The sequence below is a fragment of the Mesorhizobium denitrificans genome (genome assembly GCF_003403035.1).
Classification (GTDB): domain Bacteria; phylum Pseudomonadota; class Alphaproteobacteria; order Rhizobiales; family Rhizobiaceae; genus Mesorhizobium_G; species Mesorhizobium_G denitrificans.
The window spans coordinates 1-18,457 of the sequence record NZ_QURN01000019.1 but is presented as its reverse complement, the minus strand read 5'-3'; the positions used below and the strand labels follow the sequence as shown (position 1 = coordinate 18,457).

Here is an 18,457-nt window from a genome sequence, read left to right as displayed (position 1 = left end):
TACATTGATCTCATAGACACAATTTAATGTCGAGATGAAATCCGCAGCGCGGCTTGCTGAGGCATCGCCCAAGGATGTTATTTGGTCCTGTTGATCAGCAAATGCACTCTCCAGACAACATAGCCGGCTAGCGCGAGAGAAGCGACGGTGGTCCACATCAGGCCCGTTAGCTGGCGAGGATCGGATCGGTCGAGCGAAAATGCGTAGATCATCAATCCGGCATTCGCGAGCAGTAAAATCAAGACAATCAGCACATCCCACATTTCCGACATGACGCGGGCCTCGCCAATGGGCGGCGGTAATGGCTCTTCCTTTTGGTCGGCGTTCTCTGACTTCCGGCTCACTGATCGGCCGGCAGTGAACTTCCTGACCATGATAGCGACGACGCCGAAAGCAATGGTGATAACTAAAGGTGGTGTAAGCGACAAAAACTCTTCGAATGACATCCTGCGGCTCCCGAGTTATACAATCGTGCCGGGTTCATCTCGAATGTCAAACCTTTGTGCCTGTCACAGACGAAAAAGGGCGAGAATATTCGAACGGGGCACCTGCGAGCTGTCGGGCCAGCGCTGTGATATAGTAGGGACCGGACAGCGTGGAAGGGTGACAATCTCGATCTTGAGAGGCCGAAGATGGCAGAGAAATATGATGAATATGAAGCAGCCGATGTGCTCGCCTCCATCGCGAAGAAGCTCAAGGAGGTTGATCGGGCTTTACAGGACGCCTACCGGCATTTCACTCCTGACGTGATAGAGCTGATCGAGAAGGCCGATCCCAAAGGTGAGATGGACCCCGGCTACTGGTCGCAGCAAATGAAGCTGGTGGCGGACGCTATTCTTGAAGAACGCACGATGAAGGATGACGCCGGCATCGAGCAGGTGGAGCAGAAAAAGCCGACACCAAGTCCGGCCCGCAGCTTCGGCTATGGCCCTTCCTTCTAACGAGCGGATATTTTTCAAGATGGCAGACACTTCGACCACGCATAAGCCGGAAGCAGCGGCACTCAATACCGTAGCGGACCTCTGGAATGAGATCGGCGACGAATTTGCAAAACTTCCCGATTCCGTGAAGGCGAAGCTGGAAGAGGATGGTGTGTTCGATCCGCACGTCATCGCGGATCGCATGAAGAAGATCGCCGCCTATGCGGCAATCTGAGAGGTATCACGCTCAAAGAAACGTGTCAGGTCAGATCAGTCAATGTCGTGATGCCCCTTAGTTAATTACGGTAGACCTTTAGGTAGTCGAATATTTACATCAAAGGATATTCGGCTGACTTCTATGGTTTTACGAGAAGCCTCCGCATCGGCTTTGAATGCTGACATCACGGAAATACCACCGTTGCCAGATGCGGCGTTCTCGGCTGTAACAGCTATGTCAAAATGAACGTTGGTTGAAATGCCGTAGCTGACCTTATAGAAGATGCCTCGTTGGTCAAAACCGTCCTCCGGCTTTTCTACGCCCGGCGAGTGTTGCTTTTGAACATCGGCCAGTCCCTCCAGAATCTGGACGATTGCATTGCTTGTGAAGGTCTTCAAATCCATCTCATACTCCGGGCGTTATTTGGACTGATCGCGCTGGTAGCGGCGCAGCTCCTGCTTGATGTAAAGATCAGCCAGATTGAAATGAGCAACTGCGGCTTGTTCATCACCCTTCAGGCGCATCATTTTTGCGGCCCACAGATTGATGCTGGCAGATGCCTTGTAATCAGTCGATGTGTGATTTTTGACCGACATAGCAGCCCCTCGTTCATCAAGGCTTGATCTGTGGCATGGCACATGCCAAAATGTCAAGCGCAAAAGATATGGCAAGAATAAGAGCGGAGATAATACGATGACCTATGCCGATTTGGACCGCAGGGTCACGAGACCGGCCGGCTTTAAGCTTAATCTTCCACCCGATGCCTCGAAGGCCCGGCGGATCACGCAACGCAAGTATGAAGACGCGGTGAATGCTATGGCCGGGCCGATGGACGCCGAGAGCTGGCGCGTGGCGCTCGATGCGCAAGATCGCGCGCGGAGAAACTACGGTGCTGTCCTGCTGCGGGAAGACAGGCAGAGCCGGCCGCATATTTATGCGAAGTAAGTTTCAGAGAAGGAGAATATGATGGCGGCAACCAAGAGTGATATCAGCGTATGGTTCGAGCGCGGGGCCGCGCTGGGCGCAACGCACATGATCGTCGTCTGCGATACCTTCGATCACGAGGACTATCCGGTCTTTGTGAAGCCGGAGCAATCATCACGCGATGTTGCGGCCGAGTATGACGGCAAGAACATGCAACGCATCATGGAGGTCTACGATCTTCGTATCGACAAGGCCGCGCAGCTCGCAGAGCGCCGCGTCTTCAACTACTGAGCCTTGCGGCATTATTCCGCTGCGTTCGCCAAAAGCTTTTCCAGCTCTCTCAGCGCCTCCGTGTTCGTTTTCGCTATCGCGATCAGGGAGGCCCAATCAATGCTGTCCAGCATCGCGCGCCGTCGAGCTGGCGCGGACTTGAAGCCAAGCGCCTCCAGATCGTCCGCATATCGGTAAAGGCGCTCTTTTGTCGCCTCGGGTGTGGTGCCGAACTTCTCGGCCGACGCTATTTGCAGCATGATCATTTCGCGGTCCAAGAAGGCAGTGCCCTGCACCTTGGCGAAGAATTTGTACTCAGCGTTCCGCTGCCACCGGCCGATGGCCCGCAGCCGCTTGCGCGAGACGACATCCGGCTTGGCAGCGATCTCGCTCTCACCACGTCCAGCGTAGGCAAACAGGATGTCGGCTTTACGCACCATTCCCGTCGCCAGAGCTGGCGTCGCTTCGTAGCAGCGCCGGGCAAACCATTCGGCTTTCGTCCGGTCGGTTGACCATGAATAGTCGCCGTAGGGGTTCTCCATCGTGGTTCCCCGAAAGACGCGGATCGGATCGGGCAGGTTGTCGAGGAAATCGCGGTCCCGCTTCCCCAGCGCCGGCATCACCCGGTCGGCTGTGACACCGCGAGCGGCGATCAACCTGTCGATCAAGGACAGATGGGCGTCGTTGGATTCGCTATTCTCCCAGACCGAAACAAAGGTCTGGAAAAATATTCGGTCGGACAGGCGGTCCTCAATATCAGCGAGCGCTTCCCAGCGCTCGGGCTTGTCATGGTCCTTCCAGATCGCACGGATCATGGCTCTCATGGGTATTCGACGCGCCGCCATGTCACAGGCCCTTCTCGAAGAAGCCGTAGACACAGCGAGAGCCATCCCGTGACGGGTCGGCCGTGTCTCGGATCACGCCGTCGATCACGGCGGTCATGTGCCGGCTGACGCATACAATCAGGCGACCGGTCGCCGGCAGCTCGCCAGCCCGCAGGTGTGTGGTGCAGCCCGTACCAATTTTCATGGTCGGCACCCAGCGCCAGCCGAGCGAGGCAAGGTAGCGCCGGTAGGTCGTCTTGTAGACGCCCGTGCGGGCCGATGACCGGCCGCGCTTGCGCTTTCCGGTACGTTCGCTCTCGGCCAGCCCGTTGAGGGCGTCGTAAACCTCGCGATAGGGCAAGCCGGTGGCGATGGCGATGGAGCGGCAGACGCAATCGCCGGCCGCGCCACGGAAGCCGGCCGCTGATCGGCCGCCATCATCAAAGGCGAACCGCAACGCGGTCCCTATTCCGGCTTGGCGATCATATACCATCGGGACATTCCTTCCGGGGCGGGTGGCATCTCCGGCAGATCGTGGGCGGGAACAGCAACAAGTCCCCTTTCGACCGCGCACCGCTCGATGAACGAACGAGCATGCGACGGCGATACGAACTGCTGTGACGTGCTGCTCCATCCCGAGGCTGAGAAGCCTGCGACATGGGGATCGTTCTCCCCCTTCCGAAGAGAGACGAGGTTTCGGCTATTCTTGTCGGCCTCATCAGCCGGGCGCATATCGGCGAAAAGGGTCTTTTCGTCGGGGCGCTCGGAATGCGTCACCGTCATCACGAGCACAACAGTCCGCTCGTAGTCATCGGGCCGTTTGTTGCCGAGAAGATCGTCGGGCACGAACCTGCCATCTTTGCTGAACAGATCGTCCGGTAGCCAGAAGTGACGGCGCTTGCTGTCGTCTGCCTTGTCCAGCGCCAGCCATTCTCTTACCGATGGGCCGAGCAGGGGATCGCCCGAGCGGTCGTCATAGAGATATCCCAGCTCACCATTGACATAGATTCCGAACCGGGCCTCCTTCCCGGTCAGGCTCATTGTCGCCAGTGACCAGTCTGACCATCGGGTTTCATCGGAAACGTCTCGCGCGAATCTCTCCCGCGCGGCCGACTTGTTCCGGTAGATGCTCACAAAGGCCTTGCGGACGTTCTCTTTCGCCGTCTCGCTGGGTGCGAGCCGGTACAGGATCACATGCGCGTTGCTGGATGCAATGCAGAGATAACGCAGTTCACGCCAATCCCGATCACGGACTATGCCGAAGGGGATCGCAATGGACGGATTTTGCACATACCTCGCGCCGTCCGTCAGCTCGTCCCGCACAGCCGTCCAGTCCATCAGGAGCATTGCGTGCTCTCCTTCGCTGAGCTGCCCGCTGATAGGGCGCAGCGTCTCGGCAAAGCCGCCTGCGGTAGCGAGGACGCGGGCCTTGTGCTCAGGCGAAGAGAAGTCAGTGTGGCGTTGGGACCATTCCGCAGCCGCCTCCCACTCGTGCAACGTGGTTTCCGAGACGGCGAGGCGGGGAAGGCGTGCCCAGCGCCGGGCTTTTTCAAGCATCTTCGTCTTGCCGCGCTCGACGGTGATGCGGTGAACCCATGCGTGCGGCTCAAGCCGATCATCGCATTCGTCGGGTGATGGCGCAGCATAGAGCACCGTTTTTGCCTCGCCGGAGAGGATCAGCCGAAGCGGCGCGAGGCCGATATCGCGGGCGAAAGCGGCGATGTCCTCGACCATTCGCGCACCTTCTCCGGCCAGCATGTACATCTGATCGAGAAGCGACTTCCAGCTTTCGGGCGGGGTCTCGCCATCGAACGCCGGCAGGGGCTTGCCCCGGTTGGCCGCGCGCCATGCGATCACGGCCTGATCGATGATCGCCTCGGCATCGTCGCCGGTTGCAACCCTGCCATCCGCGAGTGCTTGGCGCAGACGGCGGCGGGTGTCGGCTTCTGCCGCCCGCTCGGCTTCGACATACTTCAAGGCGTACTTGAAAAACCGGATATAGGCGATGTGGTCGCGTCGAGCGCCGCGATTGTGGATGTACCAGTGCAGCTCTTCCGGCCGCACTGCATCGAGGCACAAATAGGCCTCTTCCGTGTGCCCCCAGCGCGAGCCGGGGACTTTGGTCAGGTTGACCTTGCAGTTAAACGTCCGGTCGCCGTGGCTTGAGTAGGAGTGGCCAGAAACGGCAACGCTGACGCAGATCGACCGGGCCTCCCTGTAAGCGATGGCGAGGCTGATGTTTTCGGCAGGCTCATAGCGGCGGTCAAAGCCGGTGTCCCTGCTATAGCGGAAGCAGGCGGCCGGAGCCGTGTCCGGGTCCATCAGGGATCGCCAGTTGCACAGGACGCGGGAGCCGGAGCGCAGATAGGCATTGCGGCTCTTGATCCACGCAAATACGTCCGGCCGATCCTCGCCCGGCAGGAAGCCGGCCCCGTCATCGTCATGCAGGAATCGGCAATAGCGGTCCTGAAAGCCGATGGAAACAAAATCGAACGTGGGCGGTCCATCGTAGAAGTCGCCGAAGAGCTTCGAACGATGATCGAGGCCGCAGGCGAGCACGAGGAAGCGCTTGTAGTGCAGCGCTTGCATCTCGTGTGCGGCGAGCCGGTCGGTATAGGCCACATCATCGAACTTGATTTCGCTGCCGTCGAACCCACGGAAAGGGCGCTTCTGGTCGTCTTGGGATGGGAACAGACGCGATGCGCCAAGGTGACTTTCGACGGGGGAGAACACGCGATGGATGTTCCGGCCATTGCGCACCAACAGGAAAACCTCTCGGTTCGCCTTGTTGCGAACCATGCTCGTCCATTTGTCGCCGTAGTCGATATGCCGCCGAGTGGTGGCCATAACCAGAACGCACCGTTCGGTCGGGAAGATCTGATCGACCAGCTCATCATGCTTGCGCAGCGCGTCGAAAAAGAGATCGACTTTGCTGAAATCGAACCACTCATCAACATCGGTGAACACCGCCAGCTCTTCATCCATCAGGAGCTTCTTCTGGACGAAGGTGAGAGGGATATCGCGAGGGGCCGCCTCGCCTTCGCGGATCGTCTCGACCTCCACATCCTTGCCGACATAGAGATCGAGCGTTTCGATCCCGCGCAGCATCTTGGCAACATAGGTGCGCACGTCTTCCGTTCGGGCCAGTGCCGCAGCCGCCTTCTCTTCGTAGAAGGGCGTCAGCGCCGCCACGGCCTCGGAAATGCCGCTGGTCTTGTCCTTGATCCAGTTCGCTTTGATGGTGGCGACCTGATGCTCTCGTGAAGCTGCCGCGCGCAAGGTCTCGATCCGCTCCGGCGTGATGCCGGATTGCAGGGCATCGGCCAGACTGGCTTGGGCCATGCCCGCGAGATCGCGCGAAGCTGCTGATGTGTGGACCGGCAGGGATGGTGCGGGCTGGCCGTCGCTTTCCGCTTTCGCGGCATCCGTCCGGGCCTGTTCCTCCATGGCTGTGTCCACCACGGAGGCGAGGATGGCAGGGTCTTGCTGTGCGTCCAGAAGCTCCATTTGGAGCGCATCGATCTTGGATCGGGCCTGATTGATTTCCTCGCCACGGACGCGCTCAAAATCCGGCTCGAACTCAAAGGCTGACAGGAAATTGTCGAGCAGGAACCGATGTTCCTCGAACTTGATCCATGAGCGACGTGTCGAGCCATCTTCCTGCGGGATTTCGACATAGGCTGACTTGCCATGCACGCTCGGATGCGAGCGCAGGATGATGGTGTGCGCGGCATCGTCTACCCAGCGGATGGACTTGATCAGCAGAACCGTGCCGGCGGTGATACCCTCTTCGGGAATGTCACGCTGCGCCCGCCAATATTGCCCGGCTTCCAAGCTGTAGAAACGCTCAAGGCGAGCCACCTGCGGGGCATCCTCTCGGATGATGTCAATGGCCTTATTTTTCTCGTCGTCCGTCATGGCTCGTACCGATCTTATCGCTTCACTCTATAATCCTTGACAGGCTCAAAATGTCAATCACAAAAGATATGGCAATTATTAAAAGAAAAATGGGGGGAGGGCGCAACGCGCTGGGCGTTGCTGGCTGAGCTTTAGACCTGTCTGATCTGGCGATTGATCGCCCCTCCTGCGCCTGACACCAAGAGCTGCTGGAACAGCCGCTCTCCATCTTCGGTCAAGATATAGGAATGCGGGGCCTGCCCCTTACGAACGATGCCGCGCCCTTCGAGAAAGTAGCACGGGTTGCTGTAGCCGAAGATCGTCAGCTCGCCCGCTTCTTCATCGACCCGGTACATAGTTCGGGGGGGCGGTAGCCGCGCCCTTGCATCAGTAGGAGCGCTGGATACGAGCCTGCGAGCCAGACATAGCGCTTCTGCATGTCGGTCAACCGCATGATACCCTTCCGGGGTCGGCCGGCTCGGCATTGACTAGGTGGTCGGTGGTGTCATTAAGGGTTTGGCACAGCTCGGCCAGTTCCTCGGCCTGCTTGTCCATCGCCTGAACCTGCGTTCTTATGCCTTCGCGGCTTCCCATTGCGACTTGGGCCTTGCAGGCTCTCGCCGCGAGGATCAGTGCGTTACAGCGCCGGATCACGTCTTGGCAGTCCTGTTCGATACCGGGAAAATTCTCGGGCATGATCGCCTCCGGGCTAGTTTGGGCCATTGGATGCCCGCTCACTCTTACGGTGGGGCGTGCCGCCGAAATTCAGCAGATCGTAGTAGCTGCGCAGATAGTCCTCGTCTTCGGTCGCTGTGACGTAGGACTCGAACAAGATCGCCATCTCCCATACACGCTGATCGACTTCCGTGACCTCTGACCAACGCCAGCCGAACACGGCGAACTCGTCGCGGAGGTAGCATTCGATGGCGTTCATGCGTTGCTGCCCGTCGATCAGGAGATCATCGAGCGGCGAACCGAGCGGGGCGCGGTTGAAGGAATAAGTGCCAAGGGGCACGCCGCGCCACGCGCTCTCGATGAATGAAATTTTCTGTCGCTTCGTCCAGACAAGCCCCCGCTGCCAAGCGGGCAGGCGAAACCCCATGACATAGCGGTCGGCCGATGGCGGCGGTTCGCGTTGCCAAGAGGAGAGCTGCATCATCGGCGCGCCCATCGTTGAGGCTCGCGGTTGACCAAGCTCGACCTTGTTCGGCATCCGTCGATTTTCAGCGATGGTGAATGACATGGGCGTGCTCCAATTGTCAGGCAGTCTTGAGGGAGCGAGCGAACATGGCGCTGGCACCCGCCTCTCGTGCCTCGTGCTGGCGGTTCAATTCTTCGGCCGGCGCACGGCCGAGATTGATCAGTTCCGCAAGCGCGATGGCAGTGGTGATGTCTGTCGTTTCCGCGATCACGACTCCGAAGGAGTTTTTGATCAGGCGACCGTCCGGCGAAACAGGCAGATGAACAGTGCGCAAAAGGTCGAGGTGGTGCATGGGAGCCTCCGTCATTTTGAGCTAGAGCGTGGTCGCGAGGCCAGTTTCCTCGGTGATGATCTCCGAGAGGCCATCGGCGAAAATCCCTTCGTGGGTGATCGTCTCTGTGGCGAGAAAGCCGGTTTCGTCCCGCGTGAGCCGGACAAAATGAACATCGTAGAGATCGGCTGGCGTGAGAGTGATGCGCACGCCGCCGAAGCGCCCTTTGTTGCTCTGTGGGATGCGAAAGCTGAGCGTGTCGGCGCTGCCAGCGAACGAGTAAGCCCCGGTCATCGCAGTAAATCGATTGCCGCCGAGCTGTGCCAAGATGGTTTGAGGAACGGTGTGCATCATTGTCTCCAGTGCATTCGACATGCTTGCACTTATGGCATGGAACACAACAAAATGTCAAACACTAAAGTAATGACAACTTGAAAAAACGAAAAAAGCGCACCTGTCACGATGCGCTGTTGGTGTTGGCCGAATGTCGATCAGCCATTCACGGGTTGACCGTCGATTGTCGCAGTGAAATCGATTTGAGTGGGTTTCTGGATCGGGGCCGGAGTCCATGCGGGAACCTGTTGGACCATCGTAAACGTGGCCCACGCCTCCATGTTCTTGCCTTCGCGCAGTGTCTTTTCGACCTCGCTATCAACCTCGATTTCGACAATGCCTTCCTCGACAATGGTCTTGGTGCGACGATACTTAATGACGACTTTGGGCACAGAACGTCTCCGGTGTCAGCGTTAGTTGGATTCGACAGTCACGGAGCCGACGCCGAAGGCGAGCAGGATCATGTCGAGCTTGGTTTCATCCAGCATGCCGATGATCATATCGGCGTGTGGTGCGACCTCTTTGATCTTGGCGGCTACAGCCTCGGCTTTCCGATGCTTGCGGTCCTTGTCTTCCTTGGTCGCCATATGAACCTCCGGGTTATTTGGTTTCGCTGGGCTGGACCCAGCATTTAGTGTGGGCGTCATCGAGCGATGCGCCCTGTTCCCAAAACTCTGCGGACTTGTGGTCCGTGCCAAACTCCCAAAACCGACGCCCGGCGACATACCCGACCGTGTTCCCATATATGTTTCGCCTCACTCGGCGTTTTCCGGGTGGTGTCTCCGGGTAGTTGATGGACAGATTGAAGCGCATCAGGCCCTCCGCGAAATTGGAATGGTCAGAGGGCCGTAAGGCCCATCTGACGCGCCTCGGCGAGTTGTTCGGAAGAGCCGATCCATGAGCCGGCCGCCGCCAGTTCTCGACTATATGCGCGTTCCGCGCGGGTCGGATGGCGGTTCTCGTAAAGGCGGTGCCGGTAATAGATTCGGTCCATATTGCGCTGGCGGGCGTGCCAATAGTCCAATGAAGCATCGCGCTCGGGACTGCGCGGGGTGACGGCAGCGGCGAAGACCTCGCGCTTGATGCGAGCGCGGAGACCATCGCACATTACGCTGCTGCGGATGTCGGTCTTGTTCATTGCTGCCTCCGGGTGAGTTTGATCTGGCTTGATCTATGACATAGACCATGTTGTTTTGTCAAACACAAAAGAAATGGCAACAAATTGACCGGCTAATTTGTCGGTCGCGCTGGGCGAACCACATAGTCCTTTTTGGCAACGCCGCTGGATGCCGCACCCACTACGGCGGCCCGCACCCAAATCGTCTTGTGCTCAAGCCTACGGATATGCCCGCGACGAAGGTGCATGCGGGGCGAGGCGTGGGTGCCGTTAGCCAATCCGGCGTCTCCATGCCGAGCGCCCGGTCGGTCGGGCGAAAGTGCAAGTACCTTGTAGGAGAAGAATGGTTGCTTGCCTTTGGCGAGCCGGGCCTTGTTCAGCTTGGCGCTTGCCGCGATCTCGGCCGTTTCGACGTTCTCGCAATTCAGAACGGCGCAGGCCTGTAGCAGCGCAAGGGCTTCGTCGCGAGAGTCGCTTGAGATTGAAAAAAAGCCTTCGTCGATGTTGTGCCGGAACATGCTCTCGAATTGCTCCGGTTGGATGATGAACGGCTCGCTATCGAATTTCTGGACCTTCTTGCCGACCAGCCCCGCCTCTTTCAAAGCATCATATGATCGATGTGAGATGCCATTAGCTCGCGTCGTCTCGTCCATCGGGGTGAAGGTGTTGTCATATGGGACGAACGATCCGCCCAAGCCTATCGTCCATATCGAATGCTCATCTATCCACGACACGGGCAGGACGAAAGCGCCTCCCTGCGGGAACCGTTCGAGGATCGTGTTGAGGCCGGCATCGCGCAGCGCCGCAGGGGTGGCATCCGGCTCCCAGCATAAGGCGATACGGCGGGATGCTGTCACCTGCTTGATGCCACCAAGGATGTCGATGGGGCGATCCGTCTTCCACGGAATCTCGAATGCTGTGACCGGGTAGGGAAGCCGAAGAAGGTCGAGATGTGCTTGCGAAAAAGAATCGACATCGAGCAGTTCGCCGCAATTCGGGAGGATAAATTTGACCGAGTGCTGCAACAGTTCGATCACCGCGCCGATGGCCCGTTTGGATTGAACGAAGACGGGTTGGGTGCCCGCGAGCAGGCGCTTCAAGTCCTCGATGGCATGGGCGCAATAGTTGAGCGCCACGATGCCCTCGTCGCCGCTGTCGACGGTGATCTGGTTGCTATTCATCCAGCGGCTCCTAACTGCTTACATTTGATTTTCCCCGACTTGGTGAGGACAAATTCATTTTGGCTGCACATGGGACCGGAAGGCTGTGCGCTCGTGGTATTCTTGCTTGATTGACAGGCCGCTACAGTTATCCCGATCACGGCAATGGTCAGCAGGCGCAAAATCATGGGTCTATCGGGCCTCCGGGGTTAATTCGACTCTGCCTTCGCCCATTTGGCAAAACTGGCGCGGCTCGTGCAGCGGGTGTTGACGAAGCCGCCGAGTGGAAGACGTTCGGAAGTTCGACCCCAAACGACATAAGTTTCTGATGAACCCCAGCTTACAACGGTTCGACGTTCGTCGTTCTTTCCTCCGATGTAAGTTTTCTTCGGGGTGATCTCTTCGATGAGCATCGAATGTCTCCGGTATTAATTGGACAGGAGGTATGCTGGCGGTGGATCGCCCCAGCCTTGGGATTGCATCTGGCGGGCAAATCGCATCGGCCAAGCGCGATGTCGTTCCAACCGCCGAGCCAGCTTGTCGGCGTGTGTCGCCGTTGCGGCCGCGCTGGTGACGAGGGCTGGATCAATCCGGTTTGCCCGACGCTCGTAGAGCGACAAAAGCTTATCGGAAATGCGGGAGGCTTCCTGCCGGGCGCACTCAGCGACCTCGGCAAGGCGCGCGTCGGATACCTCTATCGGTGGGAAGCCCGCACCTGCGCAGAGATCGCCGCGAACGTGGTGGTGAGCGATCAATTCTTTCTTGCTTAGGGGAGTGCGGCGACCGCAGACTTGGCAACGAGACATAGGCGGCCTCAACTAGCGTTGGTTCTCGGCGTAGGCCCTACGCCATCAAGCGTGCCGGCATCCCGTGCGATTTCTTCGGCGGTGCCCCACGCATCATCCCTGTCATCGGTGTAGTAGGCGATTGCCTCGGCGCGCTCGCGCGACAGGTTCGGGCGAGAGATGCGATACTCGCCATCCCGCTTGCTGATCGTAAGGCCAAGGGCGCGCACTGCGCTGAAAAGGGCCTTGTCATTCCGCGTAGGAACGGCCAGCGCCTCGGCGATGATCTTGGCGACGGTCACGGAAGCAGGCATGCTCTGATCCTCCAAGTATCAATGGCAACTGTTGGTAAGAGAGGCGAGGGCCTGCTGTCGGGCATCTTCCATTGCCGTCTTCACCCGCTCGTAAGCAGGCCAGAAGTCGGCTTCGCCTACGGCGTCCAGTATGTCGATTGCATTGCGGGCGGCATCTAAATTGTTGAACCACACCGCGCCGGGCATCACGTTCACAATGCCCTTGGTGACAACAAATCCATCGCGAAGATAGAAGCCGCGATCATAGGCCAGCACGTCCGCATAGTCGCGCTTTGCCTTGATTTCATAGCCCTTGTAGGAGTGCGAACCGCGCTCAAAGCGGGACCGCATTTCATCTTCGGTAATACGCTGGTTCATAGGTATCCTCCGGGTGGCTATTGGGATCAGGCCAGTCGTTCAAACCGATAGCCGGTCGAGTGGTATTCACTTGGGCTTGCGGTGGTGACGTACCGGTCATTCCAGTCCGCTGCCCCGGCGATGGCGATATCGACGGGACCGTCGATACGGCGTGCCAGCCGCCCGGCTTTGGCACGGGCAGCACTGTCACTGGAGAGCCGAGCGTAGGTGATGTCAGGCGAACTCGAAATCGAGCCGTCGCCGGCACCGCTGTAGGCATGAAATTCATATTGCTGCATCGTCATCATCCGGCGTTAGTTTCGAGTGCGGCTAAGCCGGCTTCGGTAAGCCAGACACGGGCGTACATTCGAGATCGACCGGAAGGCGTGGGGCCGACTTCGGCCCAGCCCTTCGCGATCAGGGCGTCGAGCTGTTCGCCATGGCACTCCCCATATGCAGAGCTGTCTTCTTTGCCGAGCCATTCGAGCAGTTCTTTTTCGGTCATGTTGTCGGCCTCCAAGCATTCTCTGGATTTCAGTATTCGTAGGTGCGCGAGCCATCGGGAAGATCGGCGGCGATCTGGACATGCAGGCTCTCGACCTCATCATCGAGATAGTAGCTATCGCGCCACTTGATCGCGTCCGAAAAGCTGCCGAAGGACCGCACATCGCATTCACGTTCATAGCCAGCGTTTTCGACAACCGTGTACTGCTTCTTCTGCTTTGCCATACTGGTCTCCTGCGGATCGCAACCGGAAATCAACCTGAATTGACTTATCGCACAATATCGGCGAAAGTGTCAAACACAAAAGTTATGGCATTTTGGCTTTTGCAGTGAAGGACATGGGATTATGAGTGCGACATCTGATTTGATCGCCTACAAGGATGAAACGATTGCCGGGCTGGAAAAGGCGCTAGAGGCGGCCGTTCACGCCCTGCGCTCCTATGAGCACGATAACGCTTCGACAGAGCTGGCGCAGGCTATAGCCAACCACGGCGAGACGACGCTGGCGCGGGCGAAGGAGCGGCAAGAAAAGGCGCACGATCCGGGTACAGATTTGCGCGCGCCGTTCGGCATTTAGGAAAGGCCTTGGGGTTATGCGGATAATACGAGACATGCTGCGAGGGACGAGGACTCTGCCACATGTAGGCAATCATCCCGGCACCTATTGTTTGCTGTGGCTGATCGGCTTCGGAGTGCTCGCTGGGGCAAAATCAGGCGGGCTAGCGGGAGCGCTGGCAGGGCTAGCGGTCATGTCGTTTGGCGTCGGGCCGATCTATCTGTGGGGCGCGTATGATCGAGCGCGGCTGTCGGATGCGTTGGAGGAACGGGAGGTCAGTTCAAAATAAAACGCCCCGCAAAGCGGAGCGTTTAAGTGATCGGATTTACCGTGCCAGAGGCAATTTCCACCCTAGAAGGGTCGTGTAGGGCCGATCTCCCTATCGATCTAACGTGCCTAGGACACAATCGAATGAGCTATTTGTACATAAATTTTCTTTGCGTAGCAAGAGAAACGTTATCAGCAAACGGTTCTTTGTAAGATTCAGGCCCAAAATGGAGGCGGCCGCGATACGGTGTGAGGCTGGACAAGTCTCGGCCGTCATCAATGGCAAAAGAGATATGGGGCTGGTAACTTGGATGATCCCAGCTCGCCCCAACCCGGCGAAATTCTGCATGGCGGCGATTGAGCGCCGCGCACCCGAAAGTTAAGGCAAAAACACCGCCAAAGCAGACGACGCGTCGTCGCTGCCCTGCTATGACGATAAGATCGTTGGAATCGCGCTCTGGAAGCTCTTGCCGGATTGGTATCCGGCTGAGAGCGACGGTCACATGAAAAGTGCGCGCCGGAAGAGGCTCCAGAAAGCCGTTTGCCTTTACCCACGCATCAAGACCATCATGATCGAGAAGCGGCCTGCTTACAAAGAGAGGGCGGCTATAAAAGCCATGGAAAGACACCGGATCACGCCTCTTCGGCGATCTCGTGATCAGGCCGCTCATGAGGCAGGCCCTTCGCGTCGAGCTGCTCGGCGATCTTGTGAGAGAGACGGCCTTTCACCCGTTTGCCGGGGCCTGCCGACTTCTGGTCGGGCAGGTAGTATTTCATGTAAGCGGATGCCGTCTCGATGTCTTTTTCCGTGTGCCCGAGGACATCCGCGATGAAGGCCGCCTTCGATTTGGATTTCGGGCGGAAGAAATTGTCTGCTATCTCAGCATAGAGCGAGCGCACATTATTGGCGGTAAGCCGTTTTCCTTCCATGGCGTTTTTGCTGTCGTTTAGAGAAGGCTTCGGCCAGAACTGGCCGAACAGTTCCTCTCGGATAGCAGGATAGATGGCATTTGGGTTCGGCACGCGCAGGAGATCGCTCGCGAACTCCTGATTGGTCATCTTGCGCCAAACCTGCCCCTCTGCACTCAGCCGAAGAACGGTCCAAGCGAACACGATGTCCTTCGCATGTGTCAGGGTCGAGATCGGGAAAGGCTGATCGAACTGCGTTCCATCGCGGCCTCGTGTCTTGGCCTGCCCCGAGAAGATCACCCGCCAGCTCTCGTAGCCGCGCCCGGCAACACCTTCCAAGACGAGGGGTGCAGGGGCGACGGAGCCTTGGCAGAAAATCTCATAGGGGCGTCGTCCGGTGAGAAGTCCAAGTGCAGCGCCATATCGGACAAGATCGGCCCGCGTGGCGGCCTCGGCGACTTTCTGCGCCTCCTGCTGGAGCGTGGACCAGCTCGCGTCTGTCTTCGGCAGGGCCGCCTTTGCAGCCTCCACCAGCTCGAACCAGTGCGGAACGGCGATCAGCTCGTTGTGCTGCTCGATCACGGATTCGCGATAGGCTGTCGTGACGGCCTTCTGCACGTCTTCCGGCGCGGTGATCAGCGAAAGTGTGAGGTCATCCGCGATGGAGGCTTCACGCAGCGCATTTCGATAGCGGGTCGTGGTGGAGAGGATCGTGCTCGGTTCGATGTTCCCGCGCCACTCTCCAATCTCAGCGTCCCAAAGCTTCGAGATCGCGCGCTTGTAGATCGCATCAGCTTGCCGTTCGGTTTTCCCGCCGCTTTTGACGGCCGAGTGCCGGGCATCGTTCAACAGCTTCGCATGACGAACGAAGGTTTCGATGGCCTCCCGGCGCGTGCCGGGCCGGCCAGCATTTGAGCGGGACGTGTAGGTTCGGCGCTGTTCTTCGCTCTCTGTGCGATCCAGAATCTTGATGTGCAATAGCGAGGGATGCAGGCTACCGAGTGCGTCTTTGATCGCGGTCCTGTATTTTGAGACATAGGCGGCACGAGTCGAGATCGCTTTGCCGGCAATCCGCTCGTCCCATTCCTTCCTCCACAGTTCTTCATATCCCTCTTCGACGGCTCGAACGGCTTCAACGAACAGCGGGATGGCATCGGCCACGACAGAGGGCCGGCCCATCCGCTTTGGGGCAGTAGCGCTTTCGGTGGCGGCTTCATTGCTCATGGCGGCGTCCTTTCGAGGCCTGCGCCAGTGGGTGGCGTCAGACGTAGTTGTTGCGGATCAGGAAGTGAACGGCTTCACCGAAGCCCAGCGGGCCGGGAAACTCACGGGTTTTTCCGGTAAATTCGCCTTTGACGTTCCGCACGTTGATGTAATGGATGGTCTGGCCGTTGCGGCATAGTTCGCCGATCAGCTTTTCGGCCTCGGCTTCTCGCCGTTCCAGCCGGGTAAGATGCCGTTCCTCGGCCTTCATCCGGCGCGAGAGACGGGCTTCAAGATGCTGCTCGATTTCCTGACTGATATCGCGAATCATAAGAACACCTCGGAAGCCTGAATTAATAAAAACACTCTATACTAAAATAAAAACAAACGCAAATGCCTTTATAAAAATTATGGCAGGGGATTCTCTCGAAGGAAATCCGCAAGAATGCGATCAGCGATAGCTTTGCCGGCGACGGGATCAAGCCGTTCACCCTGTTGCCAGTATTCGATTTGGCGATAGGGGCGTTTGGGGATCACATATCCGAGGCCAACAGGACCGGGCGAGTAAGTCTGGCCGATGTGCATGACAGCGACGAACAGCTCCGGGCGAGCATCGAGAATGGTTGGATCGATTGCAATGAGAGTGCCGTTGAACTCGGCATTGACGGCTGTCTTGGTGTCGAGCCTTTTGGAGTAGGAGGGCATTGCCAGATAGGGACAAACCCGCAATGCGTAGCTCGCGCATTCGTAGTGGAGCGGAGTGTCGTTATATCGGCCATATGGATGGAGCGCGCTCAACGGGCCGCCCACCGACCAGCGCCCGCGCAACAGCTTCGAGCCGCAGATAGCGCAACGATCCTCGCGGATGATCCGCTGGCGCATCGCCTCGTCGTTCATCGTGAAATGCGGGCGACCAGACTTGTCGCGTGTGACGATCACCGGAATAGGGAAACCGCGCGGATCGCGGGGCAGATGTTTCATTCTGTCGGGGAGCGGGAAAGCGTTCTGCTGCTTCATGGATCAGGGCCTCACGAGATAGAAACGGCGCTCGTCGCCTGTGAGATGGGCGAGGCTGGTGCGCCCGTGGGCGATCCTCGCCGCGTGAGCAAGAGCCTGAGCCTGAATATGATCGCCAGCATGCCCTAGCATACGAATCTGGTCGTTTGCCTTGACGAGGACGGGCAGTTGATCGGCCGGCGCGCTTCTGAGCGCGTCGAGGGTTTTGCGGATTTCGGTTGCCGACATGGAGGCCTCCATTTCATCAAGTGTTGTGGTCGAGGGTATAGGTTGTGCAGACTGAGCTGCGATGATCGGGCTTGAAACGAAAGCCGGCGTTTTCCAGTTCAACGCGAGTGGCAAAGCCAAGTCCTTTCACGGCGCTGTTCCAGCGAGAAGATGTGCAAAATCTTGTCGCAAACTGCTCGCGACCTGTGTAGCTATTGCGCTCCAAACGATGCTGGATTTGTCCGCCATTTGACAGAATTTCGAGAGCCTGCCGTGCGCGGGCTGAGAGTTTAGGTTCGTTCGTCATGATTATGTGCTCCTACAAGCGTTCAGAGCGGCCTCACTCGTAATGAGGCCGCGTCTCCGGGTAGGCGCGTGGCGCAGTGCCTTGGTGAACGATGGCGGCATAGCGCCCGCCAGCATAAGCGACGGAGCTGACAGGCCGCAGTGAGCGTTGCAGGTGATCGAGAAGCGCATTGGCGCGGCGGGCCTTCTGATAGGCCCGGTCTTCCGACTTACAGACCCACGCAACTCGGACGAGCTGGCCGCAGTCGTACCACCAGCCGCCCTCTTCGGGGCCGCCATAGGCTCGGTCGATCTCATAGAATGCAACAACGTAGCTCATCGTCCGGTCTCCTTTATTGGCAAGCGCGCTGAGCGTCAGCGACGGAGCCGGACCAGCCGCAGGCGGCGCACTTACAAGAGCTATTGGAATCCCACTCATGGCCGGGGTGCTGAGCTTCGTCAGCGTCGGTGCCATCGGGGAAGAGCCGGACCCATATAGTCGCGGCGACATCGAGGGAGCTGTCGGAATGGCAGTGAGGGCAAGACATGCTCCATGCGGATCGGACGGTCATTTTGAGGGGGCACCTTTTTTTGCGAAACGGAGAATTGTATTTATAAAAGTACACGGGATGAGCGCAGCAGTCAACATTAAAATAAAAACAAGAGAAGGAATTTTGTAAAAAATATGCAATAAAAAGTGATAAGGGCGCTAAGAAACCAAGCACGGAGCGCCGAAGTAATACTATAATAAAAGCAAAGTATAAAAATGAGGCACAGAACTATATTTAAATAAAAAAATAGTGAGAATAATAAAAAATAGCTTGACAGTAGAATAAAAATGAGTGTGGTAAATCAGCAACAGTGGGGCAGGGCTTGACTTTTATATATAAACACACCGGTGTGTTTATATATAAAAGTCAAGCCCTGCCCCACTGTTGCT

General features: G+C 57.9%; 35 protein-coding genes. 7 read left to right on the top strand and 28 right to left on the bottom strand.

What is annotated here, in order from left to right:
• Window positions 1-77: 77 nt before the first annotated feature.
• Window positions 78-446 carry a hypothetical protein gene (locus DY251_RS19315; RefSeq protein ID WP_116625547.1) on the bottom strand — a complete coding sequence of 123 codons (369 nt, stop codon included), beginning with the start codon at window positions 444-446 and terminating at the stop codon, window positions 78-80.
• Window positions 447-632: 186 nt separating this feature from the next.
• Between DY251_RS19315 and DY251_RS19310 the strand changes: the two genes are divergently transcribed.
• Together DY251_RS19310 and DY251_RS19305 are read left to right on the top strand one after the other, a co-directional pair.
• Complete coding sequence (locus tag DY251_RS19310) at window positions 633-941, top strand: hypothetical protein (RefSeq protein ID WP_116625546.1); 309 nt, start codon at window positions 633-635, stop codon at window positions 939-941.
• A 19-nt stretch (window positions 942-960) separates the two neighbouring features.
• Window positions 961-1,155, top strand: coding sequence for a hypothetical protein (locus DY251_RS19305; protein ID WP_116625545.1), 195 nt, complete (start codon window positions 961-963; stop codon window positions 1,153-1,155).
• Between the two features lie 65 nt (window positions 1,156-1,220).
• On the opposite strand, the gene DY251_RS19300 is transcribed toward DY251_RS19305, so the two are convergent.
• Together DY251_RS19300 and DY251_RS21515 are read right to left on the bottom strand one after the other, a co-directional pair.
• Window positions 1,221-1,541: a hypothetical protein gene (locus DY251_RS19300; RefSeq protein ID WP_116625544.1), complete on the bottom strand. Its 321-nt coding sequence runs from the start codon at window positions 1,539-1,541 to the stop codon at window positions 1,221-1,223.
• A gap of 15 nt (window positions 1,542-1,556) precedes the next feature.
• The gene (locus DY251_RS21515; protein ID WP_158553285.1) at window positions 1,557-1,733 is read right to left on the bottom strand and encodes a hypothetical protein; all 177 of its coding nucleotides are present in this window, start codon (window positions 1,731-1,733) and stop codon (window positions 1,557-1,559) included.
• 97 nt (window positions 1,734-1,830) lie between these two features.
• On the opposite strand from DY251_RS21515, the gene DY251_RS19295 reads away from it, so the two are divergent.
• Both DY251_RS19295 and DY251_RS19290 read left to right on the top strand, forming a co-directional pair.
• The gene (locus DY251_RS19295) at window positions 1,831-2,082 is read left to right on the top strand and encodes a hypothetical protein (protein ID WP_116625543.1); all 252 of its coding nucleotides are present in this window, start codon (window positions 1,831-1,833) and stop codon (window positions 2,080-2,082) included.
• A gap of 21 nt (window positions 2,083-2,103) precedes the next feature.
• Window positions 2,104-2,352 carry a hypothetical protein gene (locus tag DY251_RS19290; protein ID WP_147307474.1) on the top strand — a complete coding sequence of 83 codons (249 nt, stop codon included), beginning with the start codon at window positions 2,104-2,106 and terminating at the stop codon, window positions 2,350-2,352.
• Between the two features lie 11 nt (window positions 2,353-2,363).
• On the opposite strand, the gene DY251_RS19285 is transcribed toward DY251_RS19290, so the two are convergent.
• The 13 genes from DY251_RS19285 to DY251_RS19225 form a co-directional block, all read right to left on the bottom strand.
• On the bottom strand, window positions 2,364-3,155 hold the full coding sequence (locus tag DY251_RS19285; protein WP_158553284.1) for a hypothetical protein: 792 nt from the start codon (window positions 3,153-3,155) through the stop codon (window positions 2,364-2,366).
• 22 nt (window positions 3,156-3,177) lie between these two features.
• Entirely contained in the window at window positions 3,178-3,648 is a 471-nt protein-coding gene (locus DY251_RS19280) for a hypothetical protein (protein WP_116625596.1), read from the bottom strand.
• Complete coding sequence (locus tag DY251_RS19275) at window positions 3,621-7,073, bottom strand: hypothetical protein (RefSeq protein WP_199498885.1); 3,453 nt, start codon at window positions 7,071-7,073, stop codon at window positions 3,621-3,623. The genes DY251_RS19280 and DY251_RS19275 overlap by 28 nt, the downstream gene beginning before the upstream one ends.
• Before the next feature lie 131 nt (window positions 7,074-7,204).
• On the bottom strand, window positions 7,205-7,408 hold the full coding sequence (locus tag DY251_RS19270; protein ID WP_116625540.1) for a hypothetical protein: 204 nt from the start codon (window positions 7,406-7,408) through the stop codon (window positions 7,205-7,207).
• Between the two features lie 88 nt (window positions 7,409-7,496).
• Window positions 7,497-7,748, bottom strand: coding sequence for a hypothetical protein (locus DY251_RS19265; protein WP_147307473.1), 252 nt, complete (start codon window positions 7,746-7,748; stop codon window positions 7,497-7,499).
• A 13-nt stretch (window positions 7,749-7,761) separates the two neighbouring features.
• Complete coding sequence (locus DY251_RS19260; RefSeq protein WP_116625538.1) at window positions 7,762-8,295, bottom strand: DUF262 domain-containing protein; 534 nt, start codon at window positions 8,293-8,295, stop codon at window positions 7,762-7,764.
• 16 nt (window positions 8,296-8,311) lie between these two features.
• Window positions 8,312-8,545, bottom strand: a complete 234-nt coding sequence (locus tag DY251_RS19255; RefSeq protein WP_116625537.1) for a hypothetical protein — start codon at window positions 8,543-8,545, stop codon at window positions 8,312-8,314.
• A 21-nt stretch (window positions 8,546-8,566) separates the two neighbouring features.
• On the bottom strand, window positions 8,567-8,878 hold the full coding sequence (locus DY251_RS19250) for a hypothetical protein (protein WP_147307472.1): 312 nt from the start codon (window positions 8,876-8,878) through the stop codon (window positions 8,567-8,569).
• A gap of 137 nt (window positions 8,879-9,015) precedes the next feature.
• Window positions 9,016-9,249, bottom strand: a complete 234-nt coding sequence (locus DY251_RS19245; protein WP_116625535.1) for a hypothetical protein — start codon at window positions 9,247-9,249, stop codon at window positions 9,016-9,018.
• A gap of 21 nt (window positions 9,250-9,270) precedes the next feature.
• Complete coding sequence (locus DY251_RS21510) at window positions 9,271-9,444, bottom strand: hypothetical protein (RefSeq protein ID WP_158553283.1); 174 nt, start codon at window positions 9,442-9,444, stop codon at window positions 9,271-9,273.
• 251 nt (window positions 9,445-9,695) lie between these two features.
• Window positions 9,696-9,995: a hypothetical protein gene (locus DY251_RS19235; RefSeq protein ID WP_116625533.1), complete on the bottom strand. Its 300-nt coding sequence runs from the start codon at window positions 9,993-9,995 to the stop codon at window positions 9,696-9,698.
• Between the two features lie 92 nt (window positions 9,996-10,087).
• Window positions 10,088-11,155 carry a hypothetical protein gene (locus DY251_RS19230; protein ID WP_116625532.1) on the bottom strand — a complete coding sequence of 356 codons (1,068 nt, stop codon included), beginning with the start codon at window positions 11,153-11,155 and terminating at the stop codon, window positions 10,088-10,090.
• Between the two features lie 188 nt (window positions 11,156-11,343).
• Window positions 11,344-11,547 (bottom strand): hypothetical protein, encoded by a 204-nt coding sequence (locus tag DY251_RS19225; protein WP_116625531.1) that lies wholly within the window; start codon window positions 11,545-11,547, stop codon window positions 11,344-11,346.
• Window positions 11,548-11,604: 57 nt separating this feature from the next.
• Here DY251_RS19225 and DY251_RS19220 point away from each other — a divergent pair, with 57 nt between their 5' ends.
• A complete protein-coding gene (locus tag DY251_RS19220; protein WP_147307471.1) occupies window positions 11,605-11,904 on the top strand; it encodes a hypothetical protein in 300 nt (99 codons plus the stop codon).
• 44 nt (window positions 11,905-11,948) lie between these two features.
• Here the strand turns inward: DY251_RS19220 and DY251_RS19215 are convergent, their stop codons facing one another.
• The 5 genes from DY251_RS19215 to DY251_RS19195 are packed head-to-tail and all read right to left on the bottom strand — an operon-like array spanning window position 11,949 to window position 13,298.
• Window positions 11,949-12,233 carry a hypothetical protein gene (locus DY251_RS19215; protein WP_116625529.1) on the bottom strand — a complete coding sequence of 95 codons (285 nt, stop codon included), beginning with the start codon at window positions 12,231-12,233 and terminating at the stop codon, window positions 11,949-11,951.
• 18 nt (window positions 12,234-12,251) lie between these two features.
• Window positions 12,252-12,590 (bottom strand): hypothetical protein, encoded by a 339-nt coding sequence (locus tag DY251_RS19210; RefSeq protein WP_116625528.1) that lies wholly within the window; start codon window positions 12,588-12,590, stop codon window positions 12,252-12,254.
• Window positions 12,591-12,616: 26 nt separating this feature from the next.
• Window positions 12,617-12,868: a hypothetical protein gene (locus DY251_RS19205; protein WP_199498883.1), complete on the bottom strand. Its 252-nt coding sequence runs from the start codon at window positions 12,866-12,868 to the stop codon at window positions 12,617-12,619.
• 5 nt (window positions 12,869-12,873) lie between these two features.
• Entirely contained in the window at window positions 12,874-13,074 is a 201-nt protein-coding gene (locus DY251_RS19200) for a hypothetical protein (protein ID WP_147307470.1), read from the bottom strand.
• 29 nt (window positions 13,075-13,103) lie between these two features.
• A complete protein-coding gene (locus tag DY251_RS19195; RefSeq protein WP_116625526.1) occupies window positions 13,104-13,298 on the bottom strand; it encodes a hypothetical protein in 195 nt (64 codons plus the stop codon).
• A gap of 121 nt (window positions 13,299-13,419) precedes the next feature.
• Between DY251_RS19195 and DY251_RS19190 the strand changes: the two genes are divergently transcribed.
• Window positions 13,420-13,650, top strand: a complete 231-nt coding sequence (locus DY251_RS19190) for a hypothetical protein (RefSeq protein WP_116625525.1) — start codon at window positions 13,420-13,422, stop codon at window positions 13,648-13,650.
• A gap of 34 nt (window positions 13,651-13,684) precedes the next feature.
• Window positions 13,685-13,918 carry a hypothetical protein gene (locus tag DY251_RS19185; RefSeq protein WP_147307469.1) on the top strand — a complete coding sequence of 78 codons (234 nt, stop codon included), beginning with the start codon at window positions 13,685-13,687 and terminating at the stop codon, window positions 13,916-13,918.
• A 127-nt stretch (window positions 13,919-14,045) separates the two neighbouring features.
• On the opposite strand, the gene DY251_RS19180 is transcribed toward DY251_RS19185, so the two are convergent.
• The 7 genes from DY251_RS19180 to DY251_RS19155 all read right to left on the bottom strand — a co-directional run bounded on the left by DY251_RS19180 (window position 14,046) and on the right by DY251_RS19155 (window position 17,857).
• On the bottom strand, window positions 14,046-14,567 hold the full coding sequence (locus DY251_RS19180) for a phage prohead protein (RefSeq protein ID WP_245416045.1): 522 nt from the start codon (window positions 14,565-14,567) through the stop codon (window positions 14,046-14,048).
• Window positions 14,530-16,029 carry a protelomerase family protein gene (locus DY251_RS19175; RefSeq protein WP_116625523.1) on the bottom strand — a complete coding sequence of 500 codons (1,500 nt, stop codon included), beginning with the start codon at window positions 16,027-16,029 and terminating at the stop codon, window positions 14,530-14,532. The genes DY251_RS19180 and DY251_RS19175 overlap by 38 nt, the downstream gene beginning before the upstream one ends.
• Before the next feature lie 37 nt (window positions 16,030-16,066).
• Window positions 16,067-16,339: a hypothetical protein gene (locus DY251_RS19170; RefSeq protein ID WP_116625522.1), complete on the bottom strand. Its 273-nt coding sequence runs from the start codon at window positions 16,337-16,339 to the stop codon at window positions 16,067-16,069.
• 77 nt (window positions 16,340-16,416) lie between these two features.
• Window positions 16,417-17,025 carry a hypothetical protein gene (locus tag DY251_RS19165; RefSeq protein WP_147307468.1) on the bottom strand — a complete coding sequence of 203 codons (609 nt, stop codon included), beginning with the start codon at window positions 17,023-17,025 and terminating at the stop codon, window positions 16,417-16,419.
• A gap of 3 nt (window positions 17,026-17,028) precedes the next feature.
• Entirely contained in the window at window positions 17,029-17,253 is a 225-nt protein-coding gene (locus tag DY251_RS19160) for a hypothetical protein (RefSeq protein WP_116625520.1), read from the bottom strand.
• 16 nt (window positions 17,254-17,269) lie between these two features.
• Window positions 17,270-17,539: a hypothetical protein gene (locus DY251_RS21355; protein ID WP_147307467.1), complete on the bottom strand. Its 270-nt coding sequence runs from the start codon at window positions 17,537-17,539 to the stop codon at window positions 17,270-17,272.
• Between the two features lie 33 nt (window positions 17,540-17,572).
• Window positions 17,573-17,857 carry a hypothetical protein gene (locus DY251_RS19155; RefSeq protein WP_116625593.1) on the bottom strand — a complete coding sequence of 95 codons (285 nt, stop codon included), beginning with the start codon at window positions 17,855-17,857 and terminating at the stop codon, window positions 17,573-17,575.
• Window positions 17,858-18,457: the final 600 nt, after the last annotated feature.

Coding starts and splice junctions, on each gene's coding strand:
- DY251_RS19210 (WP_116625528.1), bottom strand. CDS start 12,590: ATGAACCAGCGTATTACCGAAGATGAAATGCGGTCCCGCTTTGAGCGC.
- DY251_RS19315 (WP_116625547.1), bottom strand. CDS start 446: ATGTCATTCGAAGAGTTTTTGTCGCTTACACCACCTTTAGTTATCACC.
- DY251_RS21355 (WP_147307467.1), bottom strand. CDS start 17,539: ATGACGAACGAACCTAAACTCTCAGCCCGCGCACGGCAGGCTCTCGAA.
- DY251_RS19275 (WP_199498885.1), bottom strand. CDS start 7,073: ATGACGGACGACGAGAAAAATAAGGCCATTGACATCATCCGAGAGGAT.
- DY251_RS19225 (WP_116625531.1), bottom strand. CDS start 11,547: ATGCTCATCGAAGAGATCACCCCGAAGAAAACTTACATCGGAGGAAAG.
- DY251_RS19215 (WP_116625529.1), bottom strand. CDS start 12,233: ATGCCTGCTTCCGTGACCGTCGCCAAGATCATCGCCGAGGCGCTGGCC.
- DY251_RS19180 (WP_245416045.1), bottom strand. CDS start 14,567: ATGAGCGGCCTGATCACGAGATCGCCGAAGAGGCGTGATCCGGTGTCT.
- DY251_RS19155 (WP_116625593.1), bottom strand. CDS start 17,857: ATGAGCTACGTTGTTGCATTCTATGAGATCGACCGAGCCTATGGCGGC.
- DY251_RS19285 (WP_158553284.1), bottom strand. CDS start 3,155: ATGAGAGCCATGATCCGTGCGATCTGGAAGGACCATGACAAGCCCGAG.
- DY251_RS19170 (WP_116625522.1), bottom strand. CDS start 16,339: ATGATTCGCGATATCAGTCAGGAAATCGAGCAGCATCTTGAAGCCCGT.
- DY251_RS19230 (WP_116625532.1), bottom strand. CDS start 11,155: ATGAATAGCAACCAGATCACCGTCGACAGCGGCGACGAGGGCATCGTG.
- DY251_RS19200 (WP_147307470.1), bottom strand. CDS start 13,074: ATGACCGAAAAAGAACTGCTCGAATGGCTCGGCAAAGAAGACAGCTCT.
- DY251_RS19160 (WP_116625520.1), bottom strand. CDS start 17,253: ATGTCGGCAACCGAAATCCGCAAAACCCTCGACGCGCTCAGAAGCGCG.
- DY251_RS19255 (WP_116625537.1), bottom strand. CDS start 8,545: ATGCACCACCTCGACCTTTTGCGCACTGTTCATCTGCCTGTTTCGCCG.
- DY251_RS19280 (WP_116625596.1), bottom strand. CDS start 3,648: ATGGTATATGATCGCCAAGCCGGAATAGGGACCGCGTTGCGGTTCGCC.
- DY251_RS19235 (WP_116625533.1), bottom strand. CDS start 9,995: ATGAACAAGACCGACATCCGCAGCAGCGTAATGTGCGATGGTCTCCGC.
- DY251_RS19260 (WP_116625538.1), bottom strand. CDS start 8,295: ATGTCATTCACCATCGCTGAAAATCGACGGATGCCGAACAAGGTCGAG.
- DY251_RS19205 (WP_199498883.1), bottom strand. CDS start 12,868: ATGCAGCAATATGAATTTCATGCCTACAGCGGTGCCGGCGACGGCTCG.
- DY251_RS21510 (WP_158553283.1), bottom strand. CDS start 9,444: ATGGCGACCAAGGAAGACAAGGACCGCAAGCATCGGAAAGCCGAGGCT.
- DY251_RS19265 (WP_147307473.1), bottom strand. CDS start 7,748: ATGCCCGAGAATTTTCCCGGTATCGAACAGGACTGCCAAGACGTGATC.
- DY251_RS19295 (WP_116625543.1), top strand. CDS start 1,831: ATGACCTATGCCGATTTGGACCGCAGGGTCACGAGACCGGCCGGCTTT.
- DY251_RS19305 (WP_116625545.1), top strand. CDS start 961: ATGGCAGACACTTCGACCACGCATAAGCCGGAAGCAGCGGCACTCAAT.
- DY251_RS19165 (WP_147307468.1), bottom strand. CDS start 17,025: ATGAAGCAGCAGAACGCTTTCCCGCTCCCCGACAGAATGAAACATCTG.
- DY251_RS21515 (WP_158553285.1), bottom strand. CDS start 1,733: ATGTCGGTCAAAAATCACACATCGACTGATTACAAGGCATCTGCCAGC.
- DY251_RS19250 (WP_147307472.1), bottom strand. CDS start 8,878: ATGATGCACACCGTTCCTCAAACCATCTTGGCACAGCTCGGCGGCAAT.
- DY251_RS19195 (WP_116625526.1), bottom strand. CDS start 13,298: ATGGCAAAGCAGAAGAAGCAGTACACGGTTGTCGAAAACGCTGGCTAT.
- DY251_RS19310 (WP_116625546.1), top strand. CDS start 633: ATGGCAGAGAAATATGATGAATATGAAGCAGCCGATGTGCTCGCCTCC.
- DY251_RS19290 (WP_147307474.1), top strand. CDS start 2,104: ATGGCGGCAACCAAGAGTGATATCAGCGTATGGTTCGAGCGCGGGGCC.
- DY251_RS19185 (WP_147307469.1), top strand. CDS start 13,685: ATGCTGCGAGGGACGAGGACTCTGCCACATGTAGGCAATCATCCCGGC.
- DY251_RS19300 (WP_116625544.1), bottom strand. CDS start 1,541: ATGGATTTGAAGACCTTCACAAGCAATGCAATCGTCCAGATTCTGGAG.
- DY251_RS19270 (WP_116625540.1), bottom strand. CDS start 7,408: ATGTACCGGGTCGATGAAGAAGCGGGCGAGCTGACGATCTTCGGCTAC.
- DY251_RS19175 (WP_116625523.1), bottom strand. CDS start 16,029: ATGAGCAATGAAGCCGCCACCGAAAGCGCTACTGCCCCAAAGCGGATG.
- DY251_RS19190 (WP_116625525.1), top strand. CDS start 13,420: ATGAGTGCGACATCTGATTTGATCGCCTACAAGGATGAAACGATTGCC.